General features: G+C 67.6%; 21 protein-coding genes. 14 read left to right on the plus strand and 7 right to left on the minus strand.

From position 1 onward, the window contains the following. Positions 1 to 184: 184 nt before the first annotated feature. Complete coding sequence (locus P1K89_RS16215) at positions 185 to 814, plus strand: hypothetical protein (RefSeq protein WP_284617525.1); 630 nt, start codon at positions 185 to 187, stop codon at positions 812 to 814. Between the two features lie 50 nt (positions 815 to 864). Here the strand turns inward: P1K89_RS16215 and P1K89_RS16220 are convergent, their stop codons facing one another. Next, the gene (locus P1K89_RS16220; protein WP_284617526.1) at positions 865 to 1,158 is read right to left on the minus strand and encodes a hypothetical protein; all 294 of its coding nucleotides are present in this window, start codon (positions 1,156 to 1,158) and stop codon (positions 865 to 867) included. Between the two features lie 323 nt (positions 1,159 to 1,481). Between P1K89_RS16220 and P1K89_RS16225 the strand changes: the two genes are divergently transcribed. The 6 genes from P1K89_RS16225 to P1K89_RS16250 all read left to right on the plus strand — a co-directional run bounded on the left by P1K89_RS16225 (position 1,482) and on the right by P1K89_RS16250 (position 8,026). Beyond that, positions 1,482 to 2,054: a hypothetical protein gene (locus P1K89_RS16225; protein WP_284617527.1), complete on the plus strand. Its 573-nt coding sequence runs from the start codon at positions 1,482 to 1,484 to the stop codon at positions 2,052 to 2,054. Between the two features lie 99 nt (positions 2,055 to 2,153). Then, positions 2,154 to 3,128 (plus strand): nucleoid-associated protein, encoded by a 975-nt coding sequence (locus P1K89_RS16230; RefSeq protein ID WP_284617528.1) that lies wholly within the window; start codon positions 2,154 to 2,156, stop codon positions 3,126 to 3,128. A 41-nt stretch (positions 3,129 to 3,169) separates the two neighbouring features. After that, positions 3,170 to 4,378: a hypothetical protein gene (locus tag P1K89_RS16235; protein ID WP_284617529.1), complete on the plus strand. Its 1,209-nt coding sequence runs from the start codon at positions 3,170 to 3,172 to the stop codon at positions 4,376 to 4,378. 509 nt (positions 4,379 to 4,887) lie between these two features. Further along, a complete protein-coding gene (locus P1K89_RS16240; RefSeq protein WP_284617530.1) occupies positions 4,888 to 6,105 on the plus strand; it encodes a Shedu immune nuclease family protein in 1,218 nt (405 codons plus the stop codon). Positions 6,106 to 6,551: 446 nt separating this feature from the next. Next, positions 6,552 to 7,076 carry a hypothetical protein gene (locus P1K89_RS16245; protein WP_284617531.1) on the plus strand — a complete coding sequence of 175 codons (525 nt, stop codon included), beginning with the start codon at positions 6,552 to 6,554 and terminating at the stop codon, positions 7,074 to 7,076. 125 nt (positions 7,077 to 7,201) lie between these two features. After that, on the plus strand, positions 7,202 to 8,026 hold the full coding sequence (locus P1K89_RS16250) for an NYN domain-containing protein (protein WP_439898006.1): 825 nt from the start codon (positions 7,202 to 7,204) through the stop codon (positions 8,024 to 8,026). 9 nt (positions 8,027 to 8,035) lie between these two features. Here P1K89_RS16250 and P1K89_RS16255 read toward each other — a convergent pair whose 3' ends face one another. Further along, positions 8,036 to 9,058, minus strand: coding sequence for a phage integrase N-terminal domain-containing protein (locus tag P1K89_RS16255; RefSeq protein WP_284617533.1), 1,023 nt, complete (start codon positions 9,056 to 9,058; stop codon positions 8,036 to 8,038). 1,017 nt (positions 9,059 to 10,075) lie between these two features. Between P1K89_RS16255 and P1K89_RS16260 the strand changes: the two genes are divergently transcribed. Continuing rightward, on the plus strand, positions 10,076 to 10,258 hold the full coding sequence (locus P1K89_RS16260; protein WP_284617534.1) for a hypothetical protein: 183 nt from the start codon (positions 10,076 to 10,078) through the stop codon (positions 10,256 to 10,258). A 181-nt stretch (positions 10,259 to 10,439) separates the two neighbouring features. Continuing rightward, positions 10,440 to 11,465, plus strand: a complete 1,026-nt coding sequence (locus P1K89_RS16265) for a PRTRC system protein D (RefSeq protein WP_284617535.1) — start codon at positions 10,440 to 10,442, stop codon at positions 11,463 to 11,465. A gap of 429 nt (positions 11,466 to 11,894) precedes the next feature. Here P1K89_RS16265 and P1K89_RS16270 read toward each other — a convergent pair whose 3' ends face one another. Beyond that, a complete protein-coding gene (locus P1K89_RS16270; RefSeq protein ID WP_284617536.1) occupies positions 11,895 to 12,467 on the minus strand; it encodes a hypothetical protein in 573 nt (190 codons plus the stop codon). Positions 12,468 to 12,571: 104 nt separating this feature from the next. Next, positions 12,572 to 12,811 carry a hypothetical protein gene (locus P1K89_RS16275; RefSeq protein ID WP_284617537.1) on the minus strand — a complete coding sequence of 80 codons (240 nt, stop codon included), beginning with the start codon at positions 12,809 to 12,811 and terminating at the stop codon, positions 12,572 to 12,574. A gap of 81 nt (positions 12,812 to 12,892) precedes the next feature. On the opposite strand from P1K89_RS16275, the gene P1K89_RS16280 reads away from it, so the two are divergent. Beyond that, a complete protein-coding gene (locus tag P1K89_RS16280; RefSeq protein ID WP_284617538.1) occupies positions 12,893 to 13,249 on the plus strand; it encodes a hypothetical protein in 357 nt (118 codons plus the stop codon). A 729-nt stretch (positions 13,250 to 13,978) separates the two neighbouring features. Here the strand turns inward: P1K89_RS16280 and P1K89_RS16285 are convergent. The 3 genes from P1K89_RS16285 to P1K89_RS16295 form a co-directional block, all read right to left on the minus strand. Further along, complete coding sequence (locus P1K89_RS16285) at positions 13,979 to 16,378, minus strand: ATP-binding cassette domain-containing protein (RefSeq protein ID WP_284617539.1); 2,400 nt, start codon at positions 16,376 to 16,378, stop codon at positions 13,979 to 13,981. A 100-nt stretch (positions 16,379 to 16,478) separates the two neighbouring features. Then, on the minus strand, positions 16,479 to 17,732 hold the full coding sequence (locus P1K89_RS16290; protein WP_284617540.1) for a serine hydrolase domain-containing protein: 1,254 nt from the start codon (positions 17,730 to 17,732) through the stop codon (positions 16,479 to 16,481). A 19-nt stretch (positions 17,733 to 17,751) separates the two neighbouring features. Beyond that, a complete protein-coding gene (locus P1K89_RS16295; RefSeq protein ID WP_284617541.1) occupies positions 17,752 to 18,123 on the minus strand; it encodes a group I truncated hemoglobin in 372 nt (123 codons plus the stop codon). 158 nt (positions 18,124 to 18,281) lie between these two features. Here P1K89_RS16295 and P1K89_RS16300 point away from each other — a divergent pair, with 158 nt between their 5' ends. From P1K89_RS16300 to P1K89_RS16315, 4 genes are all read left to right on the plus strand, one after another. Further along, positions 18,282 to 19,097, plus strand: a complete 816-nt coding sequence (locus P1K89_RS16300; protein ID WP_284617542.1) for a toll/interleukin-1 receptor domain-containing protein — start codon at positions 18,282 to 18,284, stop codon at positions 19,095 to 19,097. Beyond that, positions 19,057 to 19,950 carry a carboxypeptidase-like regulatory domain-containing protein gene (locus P1K89_RS16305; protein WP_284617543.1) on the plus strand — a complete coding sequence of 298 codons (894 nt, stop codon included), beginning with the start codon at positions 19,057 to 19,059 and terminating at the stop codon, positions 19,948 to 19,950. The genes P1K89_RS16300 and P1K89_RS16305 overlap by 41 nt, the downstream gene beginning before the upstream one ends. Further along, positions 19,923 to 20,096 (plus strand): hypothetical protein, encoded by a 174-nt coding sequence (locus tag P1K89_RS16310; protein WP_284617544.1) that lies wholly within the window; start codon positions 19,923 to 19,925, stop codon positions 20,094 to 20,096. Before P1K89_RS16305 ends, P1K89_RS16310 begins: the two co-directional genes overlap by 28 nt. A gap of 65 nt (positions 20,097 to 20,161) precedes the next feature. Beyond that, positions 20,162 to 21,427, plus strand: coding sequence for a hypothetical protein (locus P1K89_RS16315; protein WP_284617545.1), 1,266 nt, complete (start codon positions 20,162 to 20,164; stop codon positions 21,425 to 21,427). The last annotated feature ends 15 nt before the right edge of the window (positions 21,428 to 21,442 follow it).

The raw sequence follows: 21,442 nt of genomic DNA on the forward strand, positions 1-21,442 counted from the left end.
GTGGACTTCGCACCTCAACCCTATCCGGAATCACGATGGCCACCCCTCACGGGGCGGCCGCCACAGCTGCGCGGCTGGCGCCGCTACGCTGTGGTTGGACTTACACCACTTCCTGGGACATCAACGAGAGGATGCCCGATGGGGCCTGCCAGGCACGCCGGAGCAGTCCCTCGATGACCTGCCAATGGTCCGGCTCGTGCCTCCCGGTACGCTGCAGAATGCTTCGCAGTGGTTCATCGAGTTGCTGTCCGCGCCACCCGAATACCACCAGAACGATCAAGCCAAGAAGCTGCAGCGACTGCGTACCACCATCGGCGACTTTGCGATCTGCAGCTTCGACTATCTCGCGCTCGTCGAGTGGGAGCCCCTGCCGACACGTTTCGGGTTGCGCATCGCTCGCCCGGAGATGATGGCGCTTGCCAACCTGCTGCACCATCCAGTCGTCGCGGACGCATTGATCGCCGGCACCGACTACAAGCGATCGAACAAGGACCTGGGCCGCGTGCTGGCGTTGGCGTACCTCACGATCGCCAGGGACCGCCGCGACGGCACGGACGAACTGGCTCTATGGCCCACCCGGATGTGGAGCGCGGCGATGGCCAAGTTCGGAAGCGAGGCCGGCCCGCTTGCCAGGCGTGCCGGGAGCGGTGTCGAGGCGCTGCTTGCCCAGGAGGCCGATCTCGCCCAGGCGCTGGGGATCGCCAACCGCGGGCTCTTGGCGACGATGGACCTGGGCATGGAGGCGTTTCGGGCCACCGGGCGGAGGCTTCTGTCAGAAGTGCTCGAACCCCTCGCCGAGGTTGCGAGAAGCTGAGCACACTTGACGTCAGGCCGCTCGACTGCTCTCCAGCGGGAAGGGGTGGATCAGGCCTTGGCCTGGGGTCGGTGCGGCGTCTTTCCGGGCGAGGTCTTCCTGGCTGGACCGCGGCGCCGCTTGGCTGCAGGCGCCGTTTCCAGTCCCTTCTGCTGCAGGGATGCGTTCAGGGCTACTGCCATGGCTGCGTCTCCGCTCAGCAGGTCGCGCCAGAGCAACTCGACTTCCGGCTTCCTCTTTCCCTTCCCGATGAGCCGAAGCCTATCCGGATCGACGACCACGGTGAAGTCCGCGCCATCGACGGTGATCTGTCGCTTGAGTTCATTGTCGAGCACGGTGACCACCGCCAACTTCCTCCTCAAGATCGGGCGACGATGGTATGCCGTGGAAGGCAGGCGGCCTGGGATGTGTTGGGGGCTAGACGCGGGCGCCAGCCCATGCCTCGGCGCGGAGCGCACGGCCCCGCCCGCCCGCCGTGACTCGGCCCGTGGCGTCCGGCGATTCTATTGAGGACCGCGACAACAGCGAGGTGCCGGTCGTCGCGGCGACTTTGGTGTCTGCCCAGTTCGCGATGCAGGGGAGGCGACGTCGATCGACGTGACCGCTCCGCCGCCTCACGACTCGCAGCCGCGCAAGGCGCAGGCGACAATTGCCGTGGGAGGACGCGATGGAATACCTTGGGCTCTTGTGCCTCGGCGCCTTCGTGGGGGCAATCGCCACGGTTGGGTTGCGCAGGCTCGATCCGCTGGCCGACTGGCGGCGGGCGCTCGTTGTCTTGTTGCCTGCGTTGCTCGCCGGCATGGCGATGGTGTTCGTCGACCGCTTCCGATACTCGCCCGCGTTCGGCGCCTTTCCCTTGGGCCTGCTTGTCTCGCTGCTCTGGACGACGATCGACAGCGCGCTCGAGCGAACCAAGGCCAGCGAGGCAGCTGCCCGCGTGACGGGTTGGGTCCACGTTGCCACGGCGGTCTTCCTTGCCGTTGTCTCAACGGTCTTGGCTGGCCTGCCAGCAAGCCAGCAGGTCATTGCCGAGGCGGCGATGCCGCGCGACGCACGGCTAAAGGAATTGCAGGAAGCTCGCGGCCGCGCGAACTTGGGTTCCTTGCGCACGCTATGGGGCGCTGGCCCGCCGGCGGCTGGATCCTCGGCACCAGCGTTGCCTGCGAGCGCCGTTGCGTCCGCCCCGGCTGCGACGGCTGCTTCAGCAGCCTTGGCTGCCAGCGGGGCGACCCGGCCCTAGAGACTGGCTCACGCGTTGAGCCAGCGGCATGCCACAGTCGGGCTGCTACAGGACCGGTTTCCACCCGGAGCCGGCGGTCAATCGGAGCGAGGAGACTCGGTGAACAAGGTCGAGGCGGCAGTGATCCACAAGCTGGCCAAGGAGCGGCATGGCAAGGCGACCGTGGTGACCAGGGACTCGCCACTCGGGCTTACTGCATCGGTGGTCAAGCTAGTCACCGACGTGCACGACTTGTACGCCGACAAGCCGGGGAAGGGTTTCGGGCGGTTCGAGGCGGACGAAGTGAGCTTCCCCGCGGCCGCCATCTTGCGCAATTATCTCCAGCATGGCACGACGTCGTTCGTCGACGCGTCCAAGGTGCTGATGAGCGTGCTTGCGAACCGGGCGTCGCCCGTGGCTCTCGCAACTGGGGGATTCGTCCTCATGGCGCACATGTCCGGCGATAACGGGATGAGCTGGTTCGTCGTCGCGATCATCACCAATGTTCAAAGCACCGCGGTCAACGAAGCCAACATGGACGTGGTCGACACGGTGCACGTCGACATGCAGAACCTGCGCGTGGCGGGCCGCGTCAACATCGGCGACTGGCTCGGTGGCGATCCTGACGCGCGATACCTGGGCTTTCTCAAGCAGAAGGGTGGGGTGTCCGACTACTTCAGGTCATTCCTAGGATGCAGTGAGCTCGTGGACTCTGCTGCCGAGACGAAGAAGCTCCTCGACGAGTTGAAGAGCTTCGCAATCGGGTCAGCGATGACCGAGCCGGCAAGGGAGGAATTCCTGCAGCGGGCGCACGATTTCTGTGTGGCGCGCCAGAGGAGCGACGAGCCCTTGTCACTCGAGAGCCTCTGCAACGCAGTCCAGCCGGACGAGCCGAAGGCACTTCAGCAAGTCCTGGCCAAGGCGAAGGTGCAGATCAACGACGGCTTCGTGCCGGACGGCCGCGTCCTGAAGTCCTTCCTTCGCATCAAGGCGAGGACCGCGTTCTGGTCCGTCGACATCGAGCGGCACCTTGGTCGAAGGGAAGGTCAAGTACGACCCGGCCAAGAAGTCGCTTACCTTCTTCGACTTGCCTGATGGCCTGGTGGCCGAGTTGCAGCGCGAGCTGGGTTGACGACATGGCGACCTTCGAGCAACTCGCTCGCGTCGTGCTTCAGCTCACGCGCCGTCGCGCGAGCGGAAAAGGACTGGCCGGGGAATTGCTCATCGACTCCGAGACCACCCTTGCCGACCTTCTGGACTGCGCGGCAGCGGTGGATGACACGGACCTGTCGATCGAGACGATGGCAGCCGCGCAGCCCGCGATTGGACAAGCGGTCGAGGTGACGATCGGGACACCTCGCCCTTCGTTCGGTCTGGTGCTCACGGACCTGGATGCGTTGCTGAGGTTCCAGTCCGCTCACGTGCGCGAGCCGCCGCGCTACGTGTTGTGGGAGGCCGGCATCAGCCGCACTGACCCTGCATCAGAAGGCAGCGACGTCGACCGGTATCGCAAGGTCCTGGCCTTGGTCCAGGTGCTGAAGGGTACCGCCGCGTTCCTCGACGAGCACGAGGAGGTTCTGGTGTTCATCAAGGGTGGCAAGTTCGAGGTGCCCGTGTCGTACACCGCCCCGGACCTCCGTGCCCTGGACCTGGCGGCGCTCCACGATGTAGTCGGGGTCATCCCGGAAGGAACGCACAAGGCGCAGTGCCAGGCGATCCTGTCGGAAGCCGTCCACGAGGTGCTCGCCCAGCAAGCGCCGGCCGTGCGATTCGGCCGTCTTCTCGCTGGCCTGCCAGAGGTCCGCGAACGCTTCGACCGCGGCTACCGGCTCTTTGCCGCGGGCTTCTCGTACGAGAAGCTCCGGGACCAGGTCGAGGCGGCGCGGATCGAGTACACGGGCAAGATGCACAAGGTCTTCTCGGATATCCAGAACCAGTTGCTCGGCATCCCGGTGGCCACGGTGATCGTGGCCACGCAGATGAAGCCACACGACAAGGTCGGCAGCGAGTTCTGGATCAGCGTCGCGATCCTCCTCGGCTCGTTCGTGTTCGCGATGCTCGTCCACCTCCTCCTGCGCAACCAGCGCCATACGCTCGAGGTCGTCGGGATCGAGATCCGGCGGCAACACAAGGAACTGGAGAAGCAGCCGCATGGCGTGGTGGCCAACCTGCTTCCCACGTTCGAGTTGCTTGAGCAGCGCTATCGAACGCAGCAGCGGATCCTCCAGGCGGTCGACTGGGTCGTGCTGGCGGGCGTGGCGCTGTCGGTGTTCTTCTTCTACCAGTTGAGCGGCCCGGCACGCCTCTGGGTCGACGCAATGCTGCTCGCCGCCACGTCCCCGTAGGTGCCCCGCGGCGCCTGGCCGACAGCGTGGACCCGCGGTTCGAGCTCGACCAGATCCGGCGGTACATCGCGTACCTCTAGAGACCCCAGGGCAGCTGCGAAACACCGTGCGAGACGCACGCCTTTCCTGTTCTGCGGCGCATCTTTCTCGCCAGGGGCTGAAGGTGCTGGGGTGCTGTGAGGCCAAGTCATCCAGGCGCGGCGGTTCCGCTTCCTGCCCAGAGACCGCGCTGGTGATGGAGTCAGGCGCAGGGGGGCGTCGACGGTCATGTTGCCGAGCCGCCTGATGCGCGGTGCGCGCCGGCTATGGAAAGCCGCCAGATGCCGACCCTAGAGTAGTGCGACGCCACGCATGGCGCCGCCCTTTGCGCGTAAGGCGCCTTGGGCGTGTGATGTGCAGGGAAAGCCTGATGGCCCAGATCGCTTTCTGCGTCTACGCGAGCAGACGTGAGGCGCTGGAGCCCCGCCTGCCGGCCTAGACTGACACGATTCCTGTTCCCGAGCGCTCCCATGACCACGCCAGCCGTCGAGTTCGTTTCCCACGGCACGAAGCTCCTTCTCATCTACCGGCCCCGGGACGGCGTTTTCTGGATCCACAAGGCACTCGGGCAGAACGAGTCAATCGACATCAAGAAGACGTTCTTTGTGACCTCCGCTGACCTTGCGCGCCGGTGGCCGAAGGGAGATCCGGACGGCTGGAATGACGACGCGCTCATGGAGGTGGCCTTCGTGGTCGCGACCGCGAGGGGCAACTACTTCGTCTTCAAGCCGGAGGTCGTCCAGGTCGAAGTTCCTGTTCTGGTGGCACGCGATGCCAAGCCGACGTGGAAGTGGTTCACCGCCGAGGAGAAGGTGTCTGTCGTCAAGTTGCTCGCTGATCTCCGGCCCACCCGGATCGTGATCGGCGGCGACGCCGCGGATGCGATTCCCGTCGCCGAGTACGAAGCGATGGTCGCTCAGTTCCCGTCGCCATACGAGCTGAAGCGCTACGTGCAGTCCCGGCTCTCGGTCGTGTTCCGTGAGCTGAGCGATGCGACGGTCGATGCCGAGGCAATGCTGCGCAGGTATGTGGCGAAGAAGGTCACGGCCGAGCCGCAGAACCTGATCGAGTCGTTCCGCGATATGGAGGTGTCGAAGTTCGAGTTCCTGCACGAGAAACTGGCGGCGATGCTCAAGGAGGAGCGGGGATATCCAGAGCTGCACTGGCAGGCGCAGATCCTTGACATCGTGCGCCTCCTGAATCCGAAGTACGTCGCCGTACTTCCGTCCGTCACCATCCGGGACTCGATCACCGGCGGGCGTCGCCAACTCGACTTCCTGCTGGTGGATGTCGACGGCAACGTCGACGTCATCGAGATCAAGCAGCCGTTCGATGCGAAGATCGTGTCCACGACCCGCTATCGGGACAACCACGTGCCGCATCGTGAGCTCGCGGGCACGGTCACGCAGATCGAGAAGTATCTTTTCCACCTCAAGCGCTGGGGTACCGTGGGAGAGGACAAGCTAACGGAACGCTACCGGCAGAAACTTCCGTCCGGCTTACGGATCCGGATCGTCAGTCCGTCCGGCTTGATCATCATGGGCCGTGACCACGATCTGACACCTGACCAGAAGGCGGACTTCGAAGTGTTCAGGCGTCAGAACAAGAACATCGTCGATGTCATCACCTACGACGATTTGCTGCGGCGGCTGAAGCGGGTGATCGAACAGCTCAAGGCTCGAAGGTAACGATCGAGGGAACGCGGGCATCTGCCGGCGTTGTCAGCCAGGGCGTGCCCCTCTCCGCGGGGCCGGGCTGTTGCGCTTCGGGTTGAGCCACGGGCTGGCGCCCGCGTCTCGCCCCTGACGGGCTGCCATCCCTCACGCGGTCGCTCGCGTGATGTCAGCGATTCCGAGGTGGGGACCCCAAGTGCCTGCGCCTGCTGTATGCCGGCACGGTTTCGTCGCGCGAGGCACTGGACTCGCTGCCGACCCCTCGTCGCACCGTCCGGTCCCCCGGTAGGAAAAGCGCCGAACTCGAAGGGCGGCGCGCACGGGTTGACGAGCGACCACCGAGTGGGAGCCTGATCTCCAGGCGAAGTAAGCGGACTGGCGGACTGGCTACCGAGCCGGCAGATGAGTGCCGCTCTGGGGGCCGTCCACCGGCGGAGCTTCGCCTTCGAATGGAGACGATCATGGAGATCCGGTTCACTGACGCACATGGCTTCGACCGTGGGTCCGACGGTGCAGACATGGCAGCAGTCCTGTTTACGCGGACGGAGGTGGAAGCGGGCCTGGTGGGCAGCGCGGTGGAGCGGCTGATGCTCTTCAGCGACGATGCCAGGCAGGTGCGTCGATTCGCGGGACGAGTAATCCTTGTGTTCAGCGGGTACGACCAGGACCCGCGCCCGCTCGCGCGGATTCCCGAATGCGTTCGCTTCTTCCGCCGGCTCGACGAGCACTGGTCCTACTGGCTCCACTTCCTCGTGCCGGATCCGGAGGTGATCCGGCTCGCGCTGCTGCTCAGGCTGGACGTGGACGTCCGGATGCAGCGAGGGCTGCAGGTCGGCTACGGCTTGCGCCGGCCTTCGCAGCTGGCCGAGGTGCTGCATCGTTGGTTCGGCGCCATGAACGCGTTGCACGATATGCACGGCATCGGCGACGCTTTCAACGAATCGCGGTCGCGAGCGGTCATGGCGGCGCTCGAAGGATGGATGTGAGCGAACGGCTCACTCTCCCGGGGGCGTTCATGTCCTGCCCGGTACCGCACCGATACTCGGGCCTTCAGCACATCGTGTTCGGACGAACGCGCGTCGCCCAGACGCGCAATTGCAGGGAGAAAACCATGGCAAGAGACGACGCCGAGGACAACGGGGGTTCCGTCGCGCTGTACTGGGATTTCGAGAACCTCCACGCGGGACTCGCCGAGGAGAAGTTCGGGGAGGGCTTCTACGGCAAGCCGGACTCGCGCTTCAAGGTGCAGGAGCCGCTGGTCGACATCCAGGCCATCGTCGAACTGGGCGCATCGTTCGGACCCATCGCGATCAACCGTGCCTACTGCAACTGGCAGTACTACGGCCGCTATCGCGACGCGCTGCTGCAGAGCGCGGTGGAGCTGATCCAGCTCTTCCCGCCCGGTTCGTCGGCGAAGAACGGCGCCGACATCAAGCTCTGCCTCGATGCGACCGAGGACATCGGACGCTTCGCCCACATCGGCACGGTGCTGATCATCGGCGGCGACAGCGACTTCATGCCGGTGGCGCAGAAGATCAAGGCAGCCGGGCGCAAGCTGATCGGGGTCGGAACGCGGCGGGCGACGAACCGGCACTGGGCCAAGAGCTGCCACGAGTTTCGCTACTACGAGAACCTGGTCGAGGGGCAACCCCTGGAAGCCGTGCCTGTCGCCGAAGCCGGCGCTGACAGCACGGCTGCGCCTGCGGTGGTCGATCGTGCGGGCGACATGCTGCGTCGTGCGGTGCGGCTGCTGGCGGAGACCAAGGGCGACGCGTGGGTGCACAAGGGGGCGATCTGGCCGATGATCAAGCGCCTCGACCCGACCTTCGACACGAAGGACCACGGGCATGCGAGCTTCTCGGACATGGTCAAGGCGCTGGACGCTGTCGTCGAGGTCAGGAAGGGCGTGAAGGACCACGAGGTGCGGCTGCGCTAGCACCAACGATCAGCCCGTCTTCGCCGAGGTGCCATCGCCCGGTTCGAAGCCTGCAGGGTGCTGGCCGGTTCGCCGGGGCCCAGGGCCACCCAGGTACGCCGCTGCGGCCCTCAGCCTGGCATGCCCGGCCGTCCTGGAGACGACCAGCCGTGCGGCGCGATCCTGTGCCGGATCGGCGCTGCCGCCCCCGCACACCGGAGCCGGCTCGCCGGCGATTTCCTCGTAGATGGCCTGCAGCCTGCCGTGCCGCAGGCCATGCATCGTCACACCGCGTCCGCCACCCGTGAAACCGAACTTGCGCATGGCGTAGTCGAGCCGGCGCAGGTTGCTCTTCAGGCTGTGCGCTGGGTCTCCCATGTGGGCATCGCGGCTGCCGGCCAGGGCCCGGGCTTTGGCCACGGCGTCGCGCTGCTCCTGCGTCTGAACGGGCAGCCAGCGGACGCGACCGCCCTTGCCCTTGATCCGAACATACACGTCGGCACGCCCGGATCCCTCGCTCAACCCGGTGAAGGCGAACGGCACGACATCCTGGAAGGGGCGGAATGTGACGGACTCCTTGCGCCGAAGCGCGAGCGCGTCCATGAGGCGCATGGACGCGGCGATCCGCGCATCGAAGGATTCGACTTGCGCGAGTGCGGCGTCCACGTCGACGCCATGCGCCGCCCAGCTCTTGTCGCGTTGCGCGTTCTCGTGGCGCTGGAACTCCGACGGGACGAGGCCGTAGTGCTCCGGCTTGCGAATGAAGCCCGGCTTTCCCATCCATGAGGCGAGGCCGCGCAGGAAGCTCAGGTAGGTCTGGATGGTGGCCGGCGCCAGTTGCTCCCGCTGCCAGACTTGCACCATTGCCTGCACATGCTTCTGTCCGAGGTTGCGCGGATCCGGAAGGCTCGGGAAGCCGGCCTTGCGACCGAGGTCACGGAAGAACCGGCGCAGGAAATTCGCGCGCTCCTGCCGCGTCTTGTGCGAGACCGTCTTCTCGAGGGCGGTGTGGCGAGCGTTGAAGAGCTCGAGCAGGACCTCCAGCACCCGCATCGGATCGACCCGTCCGGGGCGAAGGCCCCCAAGGATGTCCTGCGGCGAACGGCCGGCCCAGGACTGGCGTCGCCGAGGTTGCTGGGCGTGGATGCGTCCGAGGCCTGCCGCCTCCTTTGGAGGCTTGCGACACGGCGGACGTTGGGAAGCCTTCGGCATGGCCGAGTCCTTTCAGGAGGAAGGGCGCACAGCCCGATCTGCGCGCCCGCGGACCTTGAATAGCGCGGCGCCCGACGACGCCTCCATCGCGGGGCGGTGGTCTTCATGCGGTGCGACCTGCGCCCGACCACCGTGGCGCAAGTGAGGCCGGTCGCTGGCCATGCATGGAGATGAAGCATGGCCTGTTGCGAGCGGCCGCCACTGACTCGTGCAACCCATCGATTCGCCGGTCTGTCGTAAAAATGGAACCTGGTGATCCGAGCCCACGCGTGCACTTCTGCAGCGGTGGACCTTCTTGACCCTGCTGCCTTGGAGGCAGCGAGAGGTCGGGCGTCGAGGTCATGCCTCGCGCCCTGCTGGTGGATCAGACCCGAAGTGCAGCGCCAGCTGCTCGCATGGGTCCGTCCCTGACCGGAAGTCCAGGACGGTGACGAGCGGATGAGCGAGGACGCACGGGGAGCCTCAGTGAGGCAAGCACGCCGTGGGCTGCGCTGATGCGCGTGCTCAAGGGCTGGCGGGAACGGCGCTCGGCATCGGGTGCCGCGCGTTCGGTTCGGTCGATCTCGGCGCGCTTCTGGAGCGCCCGGCGGATATCGCCGGCGATGGCCGAGGTGATCACTGCATCGAAGGACCTCGATGGCTGCCCTCTCTGGGAGGGCACCTGCGCCGGTTCGGGCCCGGCGCATGGAGGGCAGGTGACGTCTGCTGCGCCGCTGTAGCTCCTGGAGGAGCGGGACAGGGGGCCCTCGGGGAGCCTTCAGTGGACAGGAATGGATCAGGGATGACAAGGAGGCGCGTCGCAAGGTCGGCGCTTCGGGGTGCTGTTGAGCGCGGCACTTGACAGCGTGCGACGCTGTGGTGAGGGCCATCTATTGCATCAATGATGCGGAGAGCGAGCATTCGCGCGGGGTTGACGTGCTTGCAACCTGCCTCTGGTTGCGGAAGCGGTTCCACGCCGAGCATGCGCGGCCGTCGCTGGACCGCGCGCTGACCTCGCACCGCCATGGACACCGCCTGGTGTTCATCGTCACCCTGGTGTGAGTCCAGACCGCCGGGGCGGCCGTACGAAACGTCACTGATCTCATGGACGCAGCCGAGCACCTGGCGGCTGACAGTCCGGCGTGGCTGGTGTCGAAATGGCGCCTGAACCGCGCTGCGTTGCGAGTGGCCCCGATCACCAGTCTCGAAGATGCTGTCTCCGACCTGACCCTAGGAGCGTGCAGTGGAGATGATCGTCCGTGCGGTCGATGTCGGCTCCGGCAACACCAAGTTCGTGAACGGCGTAGCAGGCAGCGAGATTCGATGTGCGAGCTTTGCCTCGGTCGCCTACCCGTCAACCGGCGAGTCGTCGACCGCGACGACGGACCGGCGGCGGACGGTCTGCATTCCGGTCGGTCCCCTGTTCTACGAGGTCGGGCCGGACGTCGTTCTTGCTGCCGATACCTTCCGCGCGAAGCAACTGCACGACGACTACACCGACTCGCCGGAGTACATGGCCCTGCTGCGGGGCGCGCTATCGATGATGAAGGTCCCGCGCATCGACCTTCTGGTCGTCGGCCTTCCCGTGGCGCTGCTCAGCCTGAAGAAGACGTCCCTCGAAAGGTCCATGATGGGAAGTCATCAGCTCGGCGGTTCCAGGTCCCTGGTCGTGCACAAGGCGCTGGCCGTCGCACAGCCGCAGGGTGCCTTGGTCCACTATGCGGCGGAACACAAGCGGATGGAGACCATCGGCGCGGAGCAAAGCCTGGTCATCGATCCGGGATCGCGGACCTTCGACTGGCTGGTCTGCCGAGGAATGCGCTTGGTTCAGAAGCAGTCCCACTCGATCAACAGGGGCATGTCCGACGTGTTGCGGCTAATCGCGGTGGAGATCTCGAGGGACATTGGTGCGCCGTATCGCGACTATGACGCGATCGACGTGGCGCTGCGAACCGGCAGGGCACCAGTCATCTTTCAGAAGCCCTATGACATGAAGCGGCACCTGCCTCTGGCGGAGAGCGTGGCGCATCAGGCGGTGTCGACGATGCGGCAGTGGATCGAGACGCCGGAGAGCCTCCAGAACATCATCCTGGTGGGCGGAGGAGCGTTCCTGTTCAGGAAGGCGGTGAAGGCGGCGTTCCCGAAGCACCGGATCCATGAGGTGAAGGAGCCGCTGTTCGCGAATGTGCGTGGCTTTCAGCTGGCAGGCCAGAACTACGCGATGTCGATGGGCACGCAGGGTGCCGCGTCCGAAGGTGACCCGGCGTGAATGACTCCTCGTCCGGCGTGCCGAAGGCCATCCGGCTTGTCTTCGAACTGGCACGAGCAGACAACCCACGACTGTTCGACGAACTGAGCCAGTTTCCACAGGGGGCGAAGCGAGTCAATCGCCTTCGGGTGCTTGCGTACGATGGACTGCTCGTTCAGCACGGAGTCTTCGCGCTTGAGGGCACGCTCGCCGATAGGAAGGGCCCCCCTGCCAGGGAGATGATGCGGCGAGGCCGCCTTACCAATCAGCTCTTCGAGCCCGGCCTGAGTGAATAGCATCGCTGACGGTGGACTGAACGACCGAGGCGAGCGGCACCCATTCGAGGCGACATTGAGAAGATAAAGCCCGCGGGGGGAAGGCGCGCCGAAGTGACGGCTCCTATTCGATGCACGCATCGCCTGCGAGGGCATCGGGTGATTGCCCTGTCGTTCAGAGGGTTCCCGGCACATGCCGCTGGTAGAAGCCGGTTGTCAGCACAGGCATTCCCATGGCCGCCATCGCAGCCTCGTTCATCGCATGCATGGTCATGGTGGCCCTTGTCAGGGCGGCCAGATAGCCCGGACCATCGGCGACGCGGTAGCCCGGCACCAGATCGTCGAGGCGAGGCCTTCCGAAGTTGCAGCACAGGAAGTACACCGCCGTCGGCTCGAGTCCGTGAATCAGCAGACCAGCGTCGTCGAGTGACCAGGCACCTGACGCAAGCGTGGCGGTTCCGGTGGTTCCTCCGTCAACCGCCAGCATGCCGGGTCCGGCATGCATGACGATCACCAGTTCATCTACCGACTGAAGCAAGCCCACGGTCAAGGCGATGGCCATGCGGGTTCCCTGCGTCAGACGGTATCGAGGTCGCGTCGGATGCGTTCGCTCAAACTCCATCTGCAAAGCGACGTTCGGCGCCTGTGCCGTGTCGCTGAACGCGTTCAGCACGCCATTCGGGCCGATGTTGGCGATGCCGTGCGCCTTGCGGCGGTCGGTCGCCATGCTGTAGAGCACGAGTCGCATTTTGGAACCTCCCCGGCAGGCCTCGGCAGAGCTCTCCGACGGGCCAGCGATGCGAACCGATCGTAGTGCGCCGACCGCCTCCCGTAGCCGAAATCGAAGCGGGCTTATTCCGCCTTGGATTTGGCAACGAACTTGCCAAGGACCAGGCTCGCCTTCGGGTTGGCAAAGGCCGCCGCCGCGCCGAAAGCGCGATGTACTTCCCCTGACATACCAGCGGCAATGGGAACCTCATCGCGCTCAGCAACCGTGCCTGCCGCAGCCCCTTCGCCCGGGCGCCGGTCGGCCACAAGTGCATCCGCTCGGCCGACCGGCCCGAGCGGCAGCGAGCCCGGCACCGAACTCATCGAGAATCGCGACCAGCTGCTCCAGCGTTGCTCCTGGCCAGGTCGCACACTGCAGCGCGATCTGGCTGCCTCCGCCGCACCATGCGTCGGCTGCGGCATGCGGGTTTCTTGATGCAAGGCGAAATGACACGAACGCGATTCCCACGGGCAAAGGTCATCTTCCTGCCGGTTGGGGCCGAGCCCTTCCTGCCGCGCGCGCCGGCCCAGGGCACTGTTCTTGGCGTCGTGCAGCGCGGCATGCTCACCGGCGCCCTGGTGAAGCTCGACGACGGCACTTACGTCCAGGTCAACGGCGATTTCGTCGAGCCGCTCAACGCGTCGAGCGTCGAACACGCGATCCGCGTCGCCAATCGCCTGAACCGCGTGCACGCGCCCGCGTCGCACCCGACGATCGTCGTGAAGCGACGACGTGTGATCGATCCCTCGCTCAGACGATGAGGCGCGCAGCACGGCGGCTGATGGCCGATGTGCCTAAAGTCCAATGACATGCAGCGGCGCTGCGCGGTACAAACTCGACGCTGGTAGTTGGTGCGGGCGTCAGGACAGATTCCAACGACCCACCCCGCGTGCTTCACCGCCAGCCGGCTCCTAGCCGGCTGGCGGTCTTCTTTGCACCAGCGCCCGCTCCGCGCCGTTGCTACCGGTTGGCTGAAGTGCCCCGGATCTCACCCTCCTGCCGAAGCGAACGCTCAGCGAAGCTGGGCGCATAGTCCTTCAGTGTCGCTTCCACTTTCACCATTGCCTCGTTCAGCGGCGGAGGCGCGCCCGTGCATCATGAGGGTCAGTACACGGTGTGCCGTTCGGGATGGTGCAGAACGCGTGCTTCCAGTCCGTCGAGGACGCGTACCTGTGGATGATCAGCCCTTCGCTTCCGCGGAGGCGGCGATCCTGGGAGCTTGACGTCGCGTGTGCCGCCGCTCGCGGGTCTGGACGCACCTTTGAGACGTGAGCCGACGTGACTGTGCATCACGCGACCGAGTTCTTTCGCATCACTTGTCCGGGACAAAGTCTCGTCATGGCATCGCGCCCGTCTCCTTGATAGGCGCGGCAGACCAAGCGGTGCCAGGGCCGTCGCACCGTCGCTGTTACGACTTCCTCAAAGACAATGGACGTGCGCCTGATGGCTCAGCGCGCGCCATGCGGTCGCTTGACGTCGCGGTCTTGCTTCTAGGTTCCAACATACGCTGCCAGGTGCCTTCCCGTCAGCGTCGACTTCGCCTTCACCAGCGCCGCCGGCGTGCCCTCGAACACCACCCGGCCGCCATCGTGGCCGGCACCGGGGCCGAGGTCGATCAGCCAGTCGGCGTGCGCCATCACCGCCTGGTGGTGCTCGACCACGATCACCGACTTGCCGGCGTCGACCAGGCGGTCGAGCAGCGCGAGCAGCTGCGCCACGTCGGCCAGGTGCAGGCCGCTGGTCGGCTCGTCGAGCACGTAGAGATCGCCCTTCTCCGTCATCGCCGCGGCCAGCTTCAGCCGCTGGCGCTCGCCGCCGGACAGCGTGGTCAGCGGCTGGCCGAGGCCGAGGTAACCCAGCCCCACGTCGGCCAGGCGCGTGAGCACCGCATGCGCGGCCGCCGTCTTCGCGGGGCCGCTGCCGAAGAAGTCGCTGGCTTCGTTCACCGACATCGCCAGCACCTGGGCGATGTCGCGCCCACCGAGCTTGTACGCGAGCACCGCGGGCTGGAAGCGCTTGCCCTCGCAGGCCTCGCAGGGCGTCTCGACGCTGGCCATCGGCCCCAGGTCGGTGAAGATCACGCCGGCGCCGTTGCACACCGGGCATGCGCCTTCGGAATTGGCGCTGAAGAGCGCCGCCTTCACGCCGTTGGCCTTCGCGAAGGCATTGCGGATCGGATCGAGCAGCCCGGTGTAGGTTGCCGGGTTGCTGCGCCGCGAGCCGCGGATCGCGGTCTGGTCGATGACCACCGCGCCGGCCGAGGCCGGCATCGAGCCATGGATCAGCGAGCTCTTGCCCGAGCCGGCGACGCCGGTCACGACCACCAGCACGCCGAGCGGGATGTCGACGTTCACCTGCTTCAGGTTGTGCGTCGACGCGCCGCGGATCTTGAGCGTGCCGCGGGCCTGTCGCACCGTCTTCTTCAGCGCGGCGCGGTCGCCGAAGTGGCGGCCCGTCAGCGTGCCGCTCAGGCGCAGCCCGTGCACCGGGCCCTCGTAGCAGACGCTGCCGCCGCCCGCGCCCGCGCCAGGCCCGAGGTCGACGACGTGGTCGGCGATGGCGATGGCCTCCGGCTTGTGCTCGACCACCAGCACCGTGTTGCCCTTGTCGCGCAGCCGCAGCAGCAGTTCGTTCATGCGCTGGATGTCGTGCGGATGCAGCCCGATCGTCGGCTCGTCGAAGACGTAGGTCACATCGGTCAGCGAGGAGCCGAGGTGGCGGATCATCTTCGTGCGCTGCGACTCCCCGCCGGACAGCGTGCCGGTCGGCCGGTCCAGCGACAGGTAGCCCAGCCCGATCTCGACGAAGGAGTCCAGCGTGTGCTGGAGCGCCTTCAGCAGCGGCGCGACGGCAGGCGCCTTCAGCGTGCGCACCCAGTCGGCGAGGTCGGTGATCTGCATCGCGCAGGCGTCGGCGATGTTGAGCCGGCCGATCTTCGACGAGCGCGCGGCTTCCGACAGCCGCGTGCCCTGGCATTCGGGGCAGGTGCTGAACGCCACCGCGCGCTCGACGAAGGCGCGGATGTGCGGCTGCAATGACTCCACGTCCTTCGAGAGATAGGACTTCTGGATCGACGGGATCAGGCCGGCATAGGTCAGGTTGATGCCGTCGACCTTGATCTTGGTCGGCTCCTTGTGCAGCAGGTCGTGCAGCTCGCGCTTGGTGTACCTGGCGATCGGCTTGTCGGGGTCGAAGAAGCCGCAGCCGCGGAAGATGCGGCCGTACCAGCCGTCCATGCTGTAGCCGGGAATGGTGATCGCGCCCTCGTTGATCGACTTCGCGGCGTCGTAGAGCTGCGTCAGGTCGATGTCGCTGACCGCGCCCATGCCTTCGCAGCGCGGGCACATGCCGCCGGTGCGCGAGAAGGTCTGCTTCACCGCCTTCTGGCTGCTGCCCTTCTCGACGGTGATCACGCCGGTGGCCTGCACCGAGGGCACGTTGAACGCAAACGCGCTCGGCGGCCCGATGTGCGGCGTGCCCAGGCGGCTGAACAGGATGCGCAGCATCGCGTTGGCATCGGTCGCGGTGCCGACGGTGGAGCGCACGTTCGCGCCCATGCGTTCCTGGTCGACGATGATCGCCGTCGTCAGCCCGTCCAGCACGTCGACCTCGGGCCGCGCGAGGGCCGGCATGAAGCCCTGCACGAAGGCGCTGTAGGTCTCGTTGATCAGCCGCTGCGATTCGGCCGCGATGGTGCCGAAGACCAGCGAGCTCTTGCCCGAGCCCGACACGCCGGTGAACACCGTCAGCCGGCGCTTGGGCAGCTCGAGGCTGATGTCCTTCAGGTTGTTCACGCGCGCGCCCTGCACGCGGATGCGGTCGTGGCGGTCGGCCTCGGGCAGCGGCGCCGCCTCCGGTTTCGTGGCAGTCGTCGCCCTGGTCGCTTTCATGCCGTTTGCGGTCGAAGCCTTGCTCATCGTCTTCCCTGTGCTTGTCGGACCCGGGGCGAGTGTGCAACGGAGTGGCGGCCGCATCCGCCGGCGCGGTGGTTCAGTGCAGTGCCTGCACGACTATGTCGTGGAAGCCCCGCTGCAGCTCGAGCTCGACCGGCGAGAACACCAGCTGCGCAAACAGCGCGAAGACCACCTGCTCGCGCGGATCGATGCGGAAGTAGGTGTTGTAGCCGCCGCTCCAGCCGTAGGTGCCGGGCGTGCCGGGCCAGGCGGCGGGATCGTCCTTGCGGATCGCGACGCCCAACCCGAAGGCGTGGCCGGGCAGGAAGGGCAGCGGGATGCTGTGAACCTGCGGTGTGGTCATCAGCTCGACCGATTGGCGGCTCAGGATGCGCACGCTGTCGAGCTCGCCGCCGTTGAGCAGCATCTGGCAGAAGCGCAGGTAGTCGGTCGGCGTGCCGTAGAGGTTGCCGGCCGCCGAGAGGAAACGCGGCGGCATCGGATCGAGCGGCACGCGCACCAGGCCCCGGCCCGGCCTCAGCGCATACGGCGATACGACGCGGCCACGCTTGGCTTCCGGCACCGTGAAGAAGGTGTCGGTCATGCCCAGTGGCCGGAAGATCTGTTCGTGCAGCGCGACGTCCAGCGTCTGGCCGGTGATCACCTCGATGATGCGGCCGAGCACGATGGTCGCCGGGCCGTAGCGGAAGTCCGTGCCCGGCTGCGCATCGAGCGGCAGCGCGGCGAGGTGGGTCACGTACTGGTCGAGCGTGTCAGCCTGGTGCGGCGGCAGCGCCTTGGCGGCCTCGCGCTGCAGGCGGGCCGCCGCCGTGTCGCGCGGCGGCAGGCCGACGAAGCCGGCACGGTGCGTCAACAGGTCGCCGATCGTGATCGGCCGCAGCGCCGCCACGAGCTCGTACTGGCCGGGCGAGCCCGGGCGGTCCACCGCGACCCTCAGGTCCGAGAACGCGGGCAGGAACCTGGCCACCGGGTCGGACAGGCGCAGCAGCCCGCGCTCCATCAGCTGCAGCGCGGCAACGGTCGCGATCGGCTTGCTCATCGATTGCAGGTGGAACAGGTCGTCGACGCGTATCGCGCGCCGGCTCTCCAGGTCTGCGAAGCCGTGCGCCGACAGCAGCACGATGCGGCCGCGGCGCGCGACCAGCGCCACCGTGCCCGCGACCTTGCCCTCCTGCTGCATGCGCTCGAGGAACGTGGCGATACGGGTCCGCTGCGCGGTCGACAGGCCCCCCATCGCGGGCCGCTCCATCGGCAAGGGCTGCACGGGTGGCGCGGTCGTGCAGGCCGCGCACAGGGCGAACAGACCGACGGCGCAGGGCACCAGCCTCATGGCATCGCAGCGGCTTCGCTCAGTGGCCGACGATCGCGCTTCGCATCTGACGCAGAACCTTCAAGGCTTCAGCGCGTTCGGCCGCGGGCACCTTGAACTTGTCGAGCGACCGGGCGATGTCATCGATCAGCGCATCGAACTCGTCGTCGCGGATCCGCATGCCGTCGTGCGCCTCGGCCATGTTGCGGCCGCGATAGACGCACGGCCCGCCCGAGCGTTCGCAGAGCAGTTCCTCCAGCCGTTCCTTCAGGCCGGGGGCGTCGGCATGGCGGAAGCGCTGGCTGATGCGCGGGTCGGTGGCGATGTTGCGGACCGCGTCGTCGACGATGGCCGCGATGGTGGCGCGGCCGCCGACGCGCTGGTACAGGCTGGTGTCGGACGGGGGCCGCACCGGCGCCGGCGAGCATGCGCCCAGAACGCAGGTCAACAAGGCGATCCCGAACATCGGGCCCGGGAGACGGAGTCGGCTCATGTCGGCGCGATGATACGGGCGGCCCTCGGCGGGCGCATTCCCACGCGAAAGCTGCCTACACTGGCCGGCGACGACGCATGAAAGTTTTCGTCTCGCACTCGCACGACCAAGCCGACGATGCCGACGAACTGGCGCTGGCGTTGCGCGCGGCCGGGCATCACGCGGTGCTCGACCGCGACGTGGTGGCGCCCGGCGGCGAGTTTCACGCCCGCCTGCGCCTCGAGCTGCAGTCGAGCGACCTGGCGCTCTTCATGGTGACGCCGGACGCGATGCGCAAGCCCTTCGTGCGCAGCGAGATCGAGTTCGCGCGCGACCGCTGGCCCAGCCCGGTCGATCGGGTGCTGCCGGTGATGTGGCATGACACGCCTCTGGCGGACATTCCGAATTACCTGAAGACGGTGAGCGTGCGCAAGCCGGTGGGCCACAAGGTGGCGGAGGTGGTCGCGTGGGTGGATGCGATCGCGGCGCGGCAGGCCGCGGCCGTCCCGTCGGCACCGCCTGCGCCGCCACCCGCGCCGCCGCCGTCGCGCGGGTGGCGCGCCGCGGCGGTGGCGGGCAGCGTCGCCGCAGTCGGCCTGGTCGCCTGGGCCGCGTGGACCCGCGTTGCCGAACCGGCACCCTGCCTGATGCGTCTGAGCGTGCTCACCGCGCCGGAGGCACCGAGCTCGGTCGACTTTCCGACGCTGGCCAGCCGCCGTTCCTTCCTGTTCTCCGGCGGCGTGGCGCTGCCCGACTTCGTGGGATTGACCCGTGCGCCCGACCCCTGGACGCTGCAACTCGTGCTGCCCGACGGCCGTCTCGGCGCGACGTTTCAGTTCGCCGGCTGTCCGACCACGCCAATGGACAAGGACGATGGCCACGGAACCCGCATCCGACTCGAACCGCGCCGGTGAGCCCGGCCGCCGGTGCGGGAGCCGCTCTGGTGTCGGCTCCGTTGTCCGCCCTGGTGTCCGCCTGCTCGCGCTGGCGGCCATCGCCGCCCTGCTGTGCGGCACGTGGCCGCTGCCGGTCGCGGCGCAGACCACGCTGCGCGGGCAGGTCACCGACCGCACCACCGGCCAGGGCGTGATCGGCGCGCAGATCGAGCTTCGGCGTGGTGCCACGGTGCTGCAGACCGCCGCCAGCGGCGATCAGGGCCGCTGGCAGATGTCGGTGGATGTCGGCGGCGGCGCACAGGCGCAGAACTTCAAGCTGGTGGTCACGAACCGGCTGTACGCCGAAGCCACGCCCGATGTCGTCGTGGCCTCGGGTGCCGCGCTGCAGCCGGTGATCGACGTGGCGCTGGTGCGGCTATCGGTGGCCGACTGCCTGCCGCGCCTGGCCCGGCCGCGCCGCGTCGTCGTCACCCACTTCCTGCCACCGGCCCAGGCCGACGGCGCAGGCTCGTTTGCCGAACGGGTGGCCGGCACCTTGCGCCAGCAGCTGGTCTTCCTGGAGCGGTCGGGCCTGGCCGATGCGCTGCAGCACACGGTGGTGGCCTGCGCGCAGATCGACGACAGCGAGAACCTCGCGGCGCTGGCGCGCGAGCTCAAGGCCGATGCGCTGATGGGCGGCCAGATCGCGCAGACACCACCACCGCCGGCCGCGCGCTACACCGTGACGATGCGGCTGCGCGACGCCCACGGCTGTTCGACTCGAAGGAGCCGATCCGCAGCCCCGGCGTCGACCTGGACGACCCGACGATCGCGCGGCTGGCGCCCGATGCGCTGGCGGGCGTCGTGCAGGGCCTCGTCGCCGGCCACGTGAAGGAGCGGCGTTATGCCGAGTGCGTTCAGCTGGCCAATGTGGCGTTGAACGCGCTGCCCCGCAGCGCCACATCGGCATTGCAGGCGCAGCGCGACGACTGCCTGCGTCAGCAGCCGGCGCAGCAACTGACGCGGGGTGGGCGGTGAACGCGCGGCGCCGGCGCGTTTCGTGGCCGTCGGCCGCGCTGGGTGTGTTGTGGGTGCTGCTCGCCATGGCGTGCTGGCCGCGCGCCGCGCAGGCCGGCATGGAGCTCGACAGCGTCGAGCAGCTGCGGCTGCTCGGCAAGGGCGTGAGCCCGCCGAAGGTGATCGACGGCGCGCGATTCCGTGTCGCCGTGTTCGCTTTCGAGGACCGCGACGGGCTCGGGCTGAGCGAGCCGCTCGCCACGCTCGTCGCCCAGCAGGTGCTGCTCGGGTCGAAGGTGTCGTCCCTGGGCGTGCTGCGCTTCTCCGACCCGATGTCGCCGGCGGCCGAAGCCGTCGACCCGAACGCTGGCTACTTCGAGCGCATCGACAAGCTGGCCGCGGCGCAGTCGGTGACGCTGTCGCTGTGGGGCACGGTGCGCCGCGAGGGTGACGATGCCCTGGTGGTGGACACCTACCTTCAGCTGCCGGCCGAGACCGTGGCGCTGGGCCTGCAGTTGCGACAGAGACTGCCGCAGGCGACCTGGCCCGACGGCCCGCCGCTGCTGGCCCGAGTGGGCGGTGACCGCGTGCTGCTGCAGCGGCTGCGCGTCGCGCCCGCAGACGCCAACGCCATCCGTGCTGCGGCCACCCGGGCCACCGAGTTGCGCGAGCGGGCCGAACCGCAGGCGCCGGTGGTGGCGACCTTGCCGCGCCAGCGCATCTATGCCGTGCTGCAGCAGATCGCTGGTTGGTCACGGGTGTTCGTGGCGGGCCAGTCGTTGTGGCTGCGGCCGCCGGACGAGGCGTGCCGCGAGCGCTGCGCGCCGCTGCTGGACAGCGGCCGCTTCGTCTCAGCATTGATGCGCTTCATCGAACGGCGCGAACCCATCGCAGCGGCCGCCACCATGTCGCGGGAGGCGCAGATCTTCGCGCTGCAGACGCGCGCGCTCGCGCTGCTGGATCGCCGCCGGCCGGGTGGCGACCCGATCGGGCCGCCGAAGGAGGCGCAGGCGGTGCTCGAGCCCCTGCTGGAGTCGAACGACGGCGTGCCGCCGCCGTTCATCGCCGGCAGCGCGAACCTGCTGCTGCTGGCCCGCGTCTCGTTGGCCCTGCGCGAATCCGCCCTTCGCACCGGCGGCGAGGCCTACGACCAATGGCGCGTGCAGCGCGAGGCGTGGTTGCCGATCGCTTTCGAAGCCGCCGAGGCGCTGCAGCACGAGCCGCAGAACCTGGAACTGCTGCACAACCTGGCCGTGCTGTTCCGCCTGGGCGGGCTGGAGGAGCGGGCGCAGCTGGCGCGCCAGCTGCTCGACCAGGCGCGCAGCGCCAGCCGGCTCGGCACGCTGCGCTGACGCTGTCTTGCCGGC

This window comes from Aquabacterium humicola (assembly GCF_030167915.1).
In the GTDB taxonomy this organism is placed as follows: domain Bacteria; phylum Pseudomonadota; class Gammaproteobacteria; order Burkholderiales; family Burkholderiaceae_C; genus Pseudaquabacterium; species Pseudaquabacterium humicola.

Bases quoted from the DNA above. Each gene is read 5' to 3' on its own strand.
- P1K89_RS16240 (WP_284617530.1), top strand. From the start codon at position 4,888: ATGACCACGCCAGCCGTCGAGTTCGTTTCCCACGGCACGAAGCTCCTT.
- P1K89_RS16215 (WP_284617525.1), top strand. From the start codon at position 185: ATGGTCCGGCTCGTGCCTCCCGGTACGCTGCAGAATGCTTCGCAGTGG.
- P1K89_RS16245 (WP_284617531.1), top strand. From the start codon at position 6,552: ATGGAGATCCGGTTCACTGACGCACATGGCTTCGACCGTGGGTCCGAC.
- P1K89_RS16275 (WP_284617537.1), bottom strand. From the start codon at position 12,811: ATGAGTTCGGTGCCGGGCTCGCTGCCGCTCGGGCCGGTCGGCCGAGCG.
- P1K89_RS16290 (WP_284617540.1), bottom strand. From the start codon at position 17,732: ATGAGGCTGGTGCCCTGCGCCGTCGGTCTGTTCGCCCTGTGCGCGGCC.
- P1K89_RS16255 (WP_284617533.1), bottom strand. From the start codon at position 9,058: ATGCGGGTGCTGGAGGTCCTGCTCGAGCTCTTCAACGCTCGCCACACC.
- P1K89_RS16305 (WP_284617543.1), top strand. From the start codon at position 19,057: ATGGCCACGGAACCCGCATCCGACTCGAACCGCGCCGGTGAGCCCGGC.
- P1K89_RS16315 (WP_284617545.1), top strand. From the start codon at position 20,162: ATGGCGTGCTGGCCGCGCGCCGCGCAGGCCGGCATGGAGCTCGACAGC.
- P1K89_RS16270 (WP_284617536.1), bottom strand. From the start codon at position 12,467: ATGCGACTCGTGCTCTACAGCATGGCGACCGACCGCCGCAAGGCGCAC.
- P1K89_RS16235 (WP_284617529.1), top strand. From the start codon at position 3,170: ATGGCGACCTTCGAGCAACTCGCTCGCGTCGTGCTTCAGCTCACGCGC.
- P1K89_RS16280 (WP_284617538.1), top strand. From the start codon at position 12,893: ATGCGTCGGCTGCGGCATGCGGGTTTCTTGATGCAAGGCGAAATGACA.
- P1K89_RS16225 (WP_284617527.1), top strand. From the start codon at position 1,482: ATGGAATACCTTGGGCTCTTGTGCCTCGGCGCCTTCGTGGGGGCAATC.
- P1K89_RS16250 (WP_439898006.1), top strand. From the start codon at position 7,202: ATGGCAAGAGACGACGCCGAGGACAACGGGGGTTCCGTCGCGCTGTAC.
- P1K89_RS16285 (WP_284617539.1), bottom strand. From the start codon at position 16,378: ATGAAAGCGACCAGGGCGACGACTGCCACGAAACCGGAGGCGGCGCCG.
- P1K89_RS16300 (WP_284617542.1), top strand. From the start codon at position 18,282: ATGAAAGTTTTCGTCTCGCACTCGCACGACCAAGCCGACGATGCCGAC.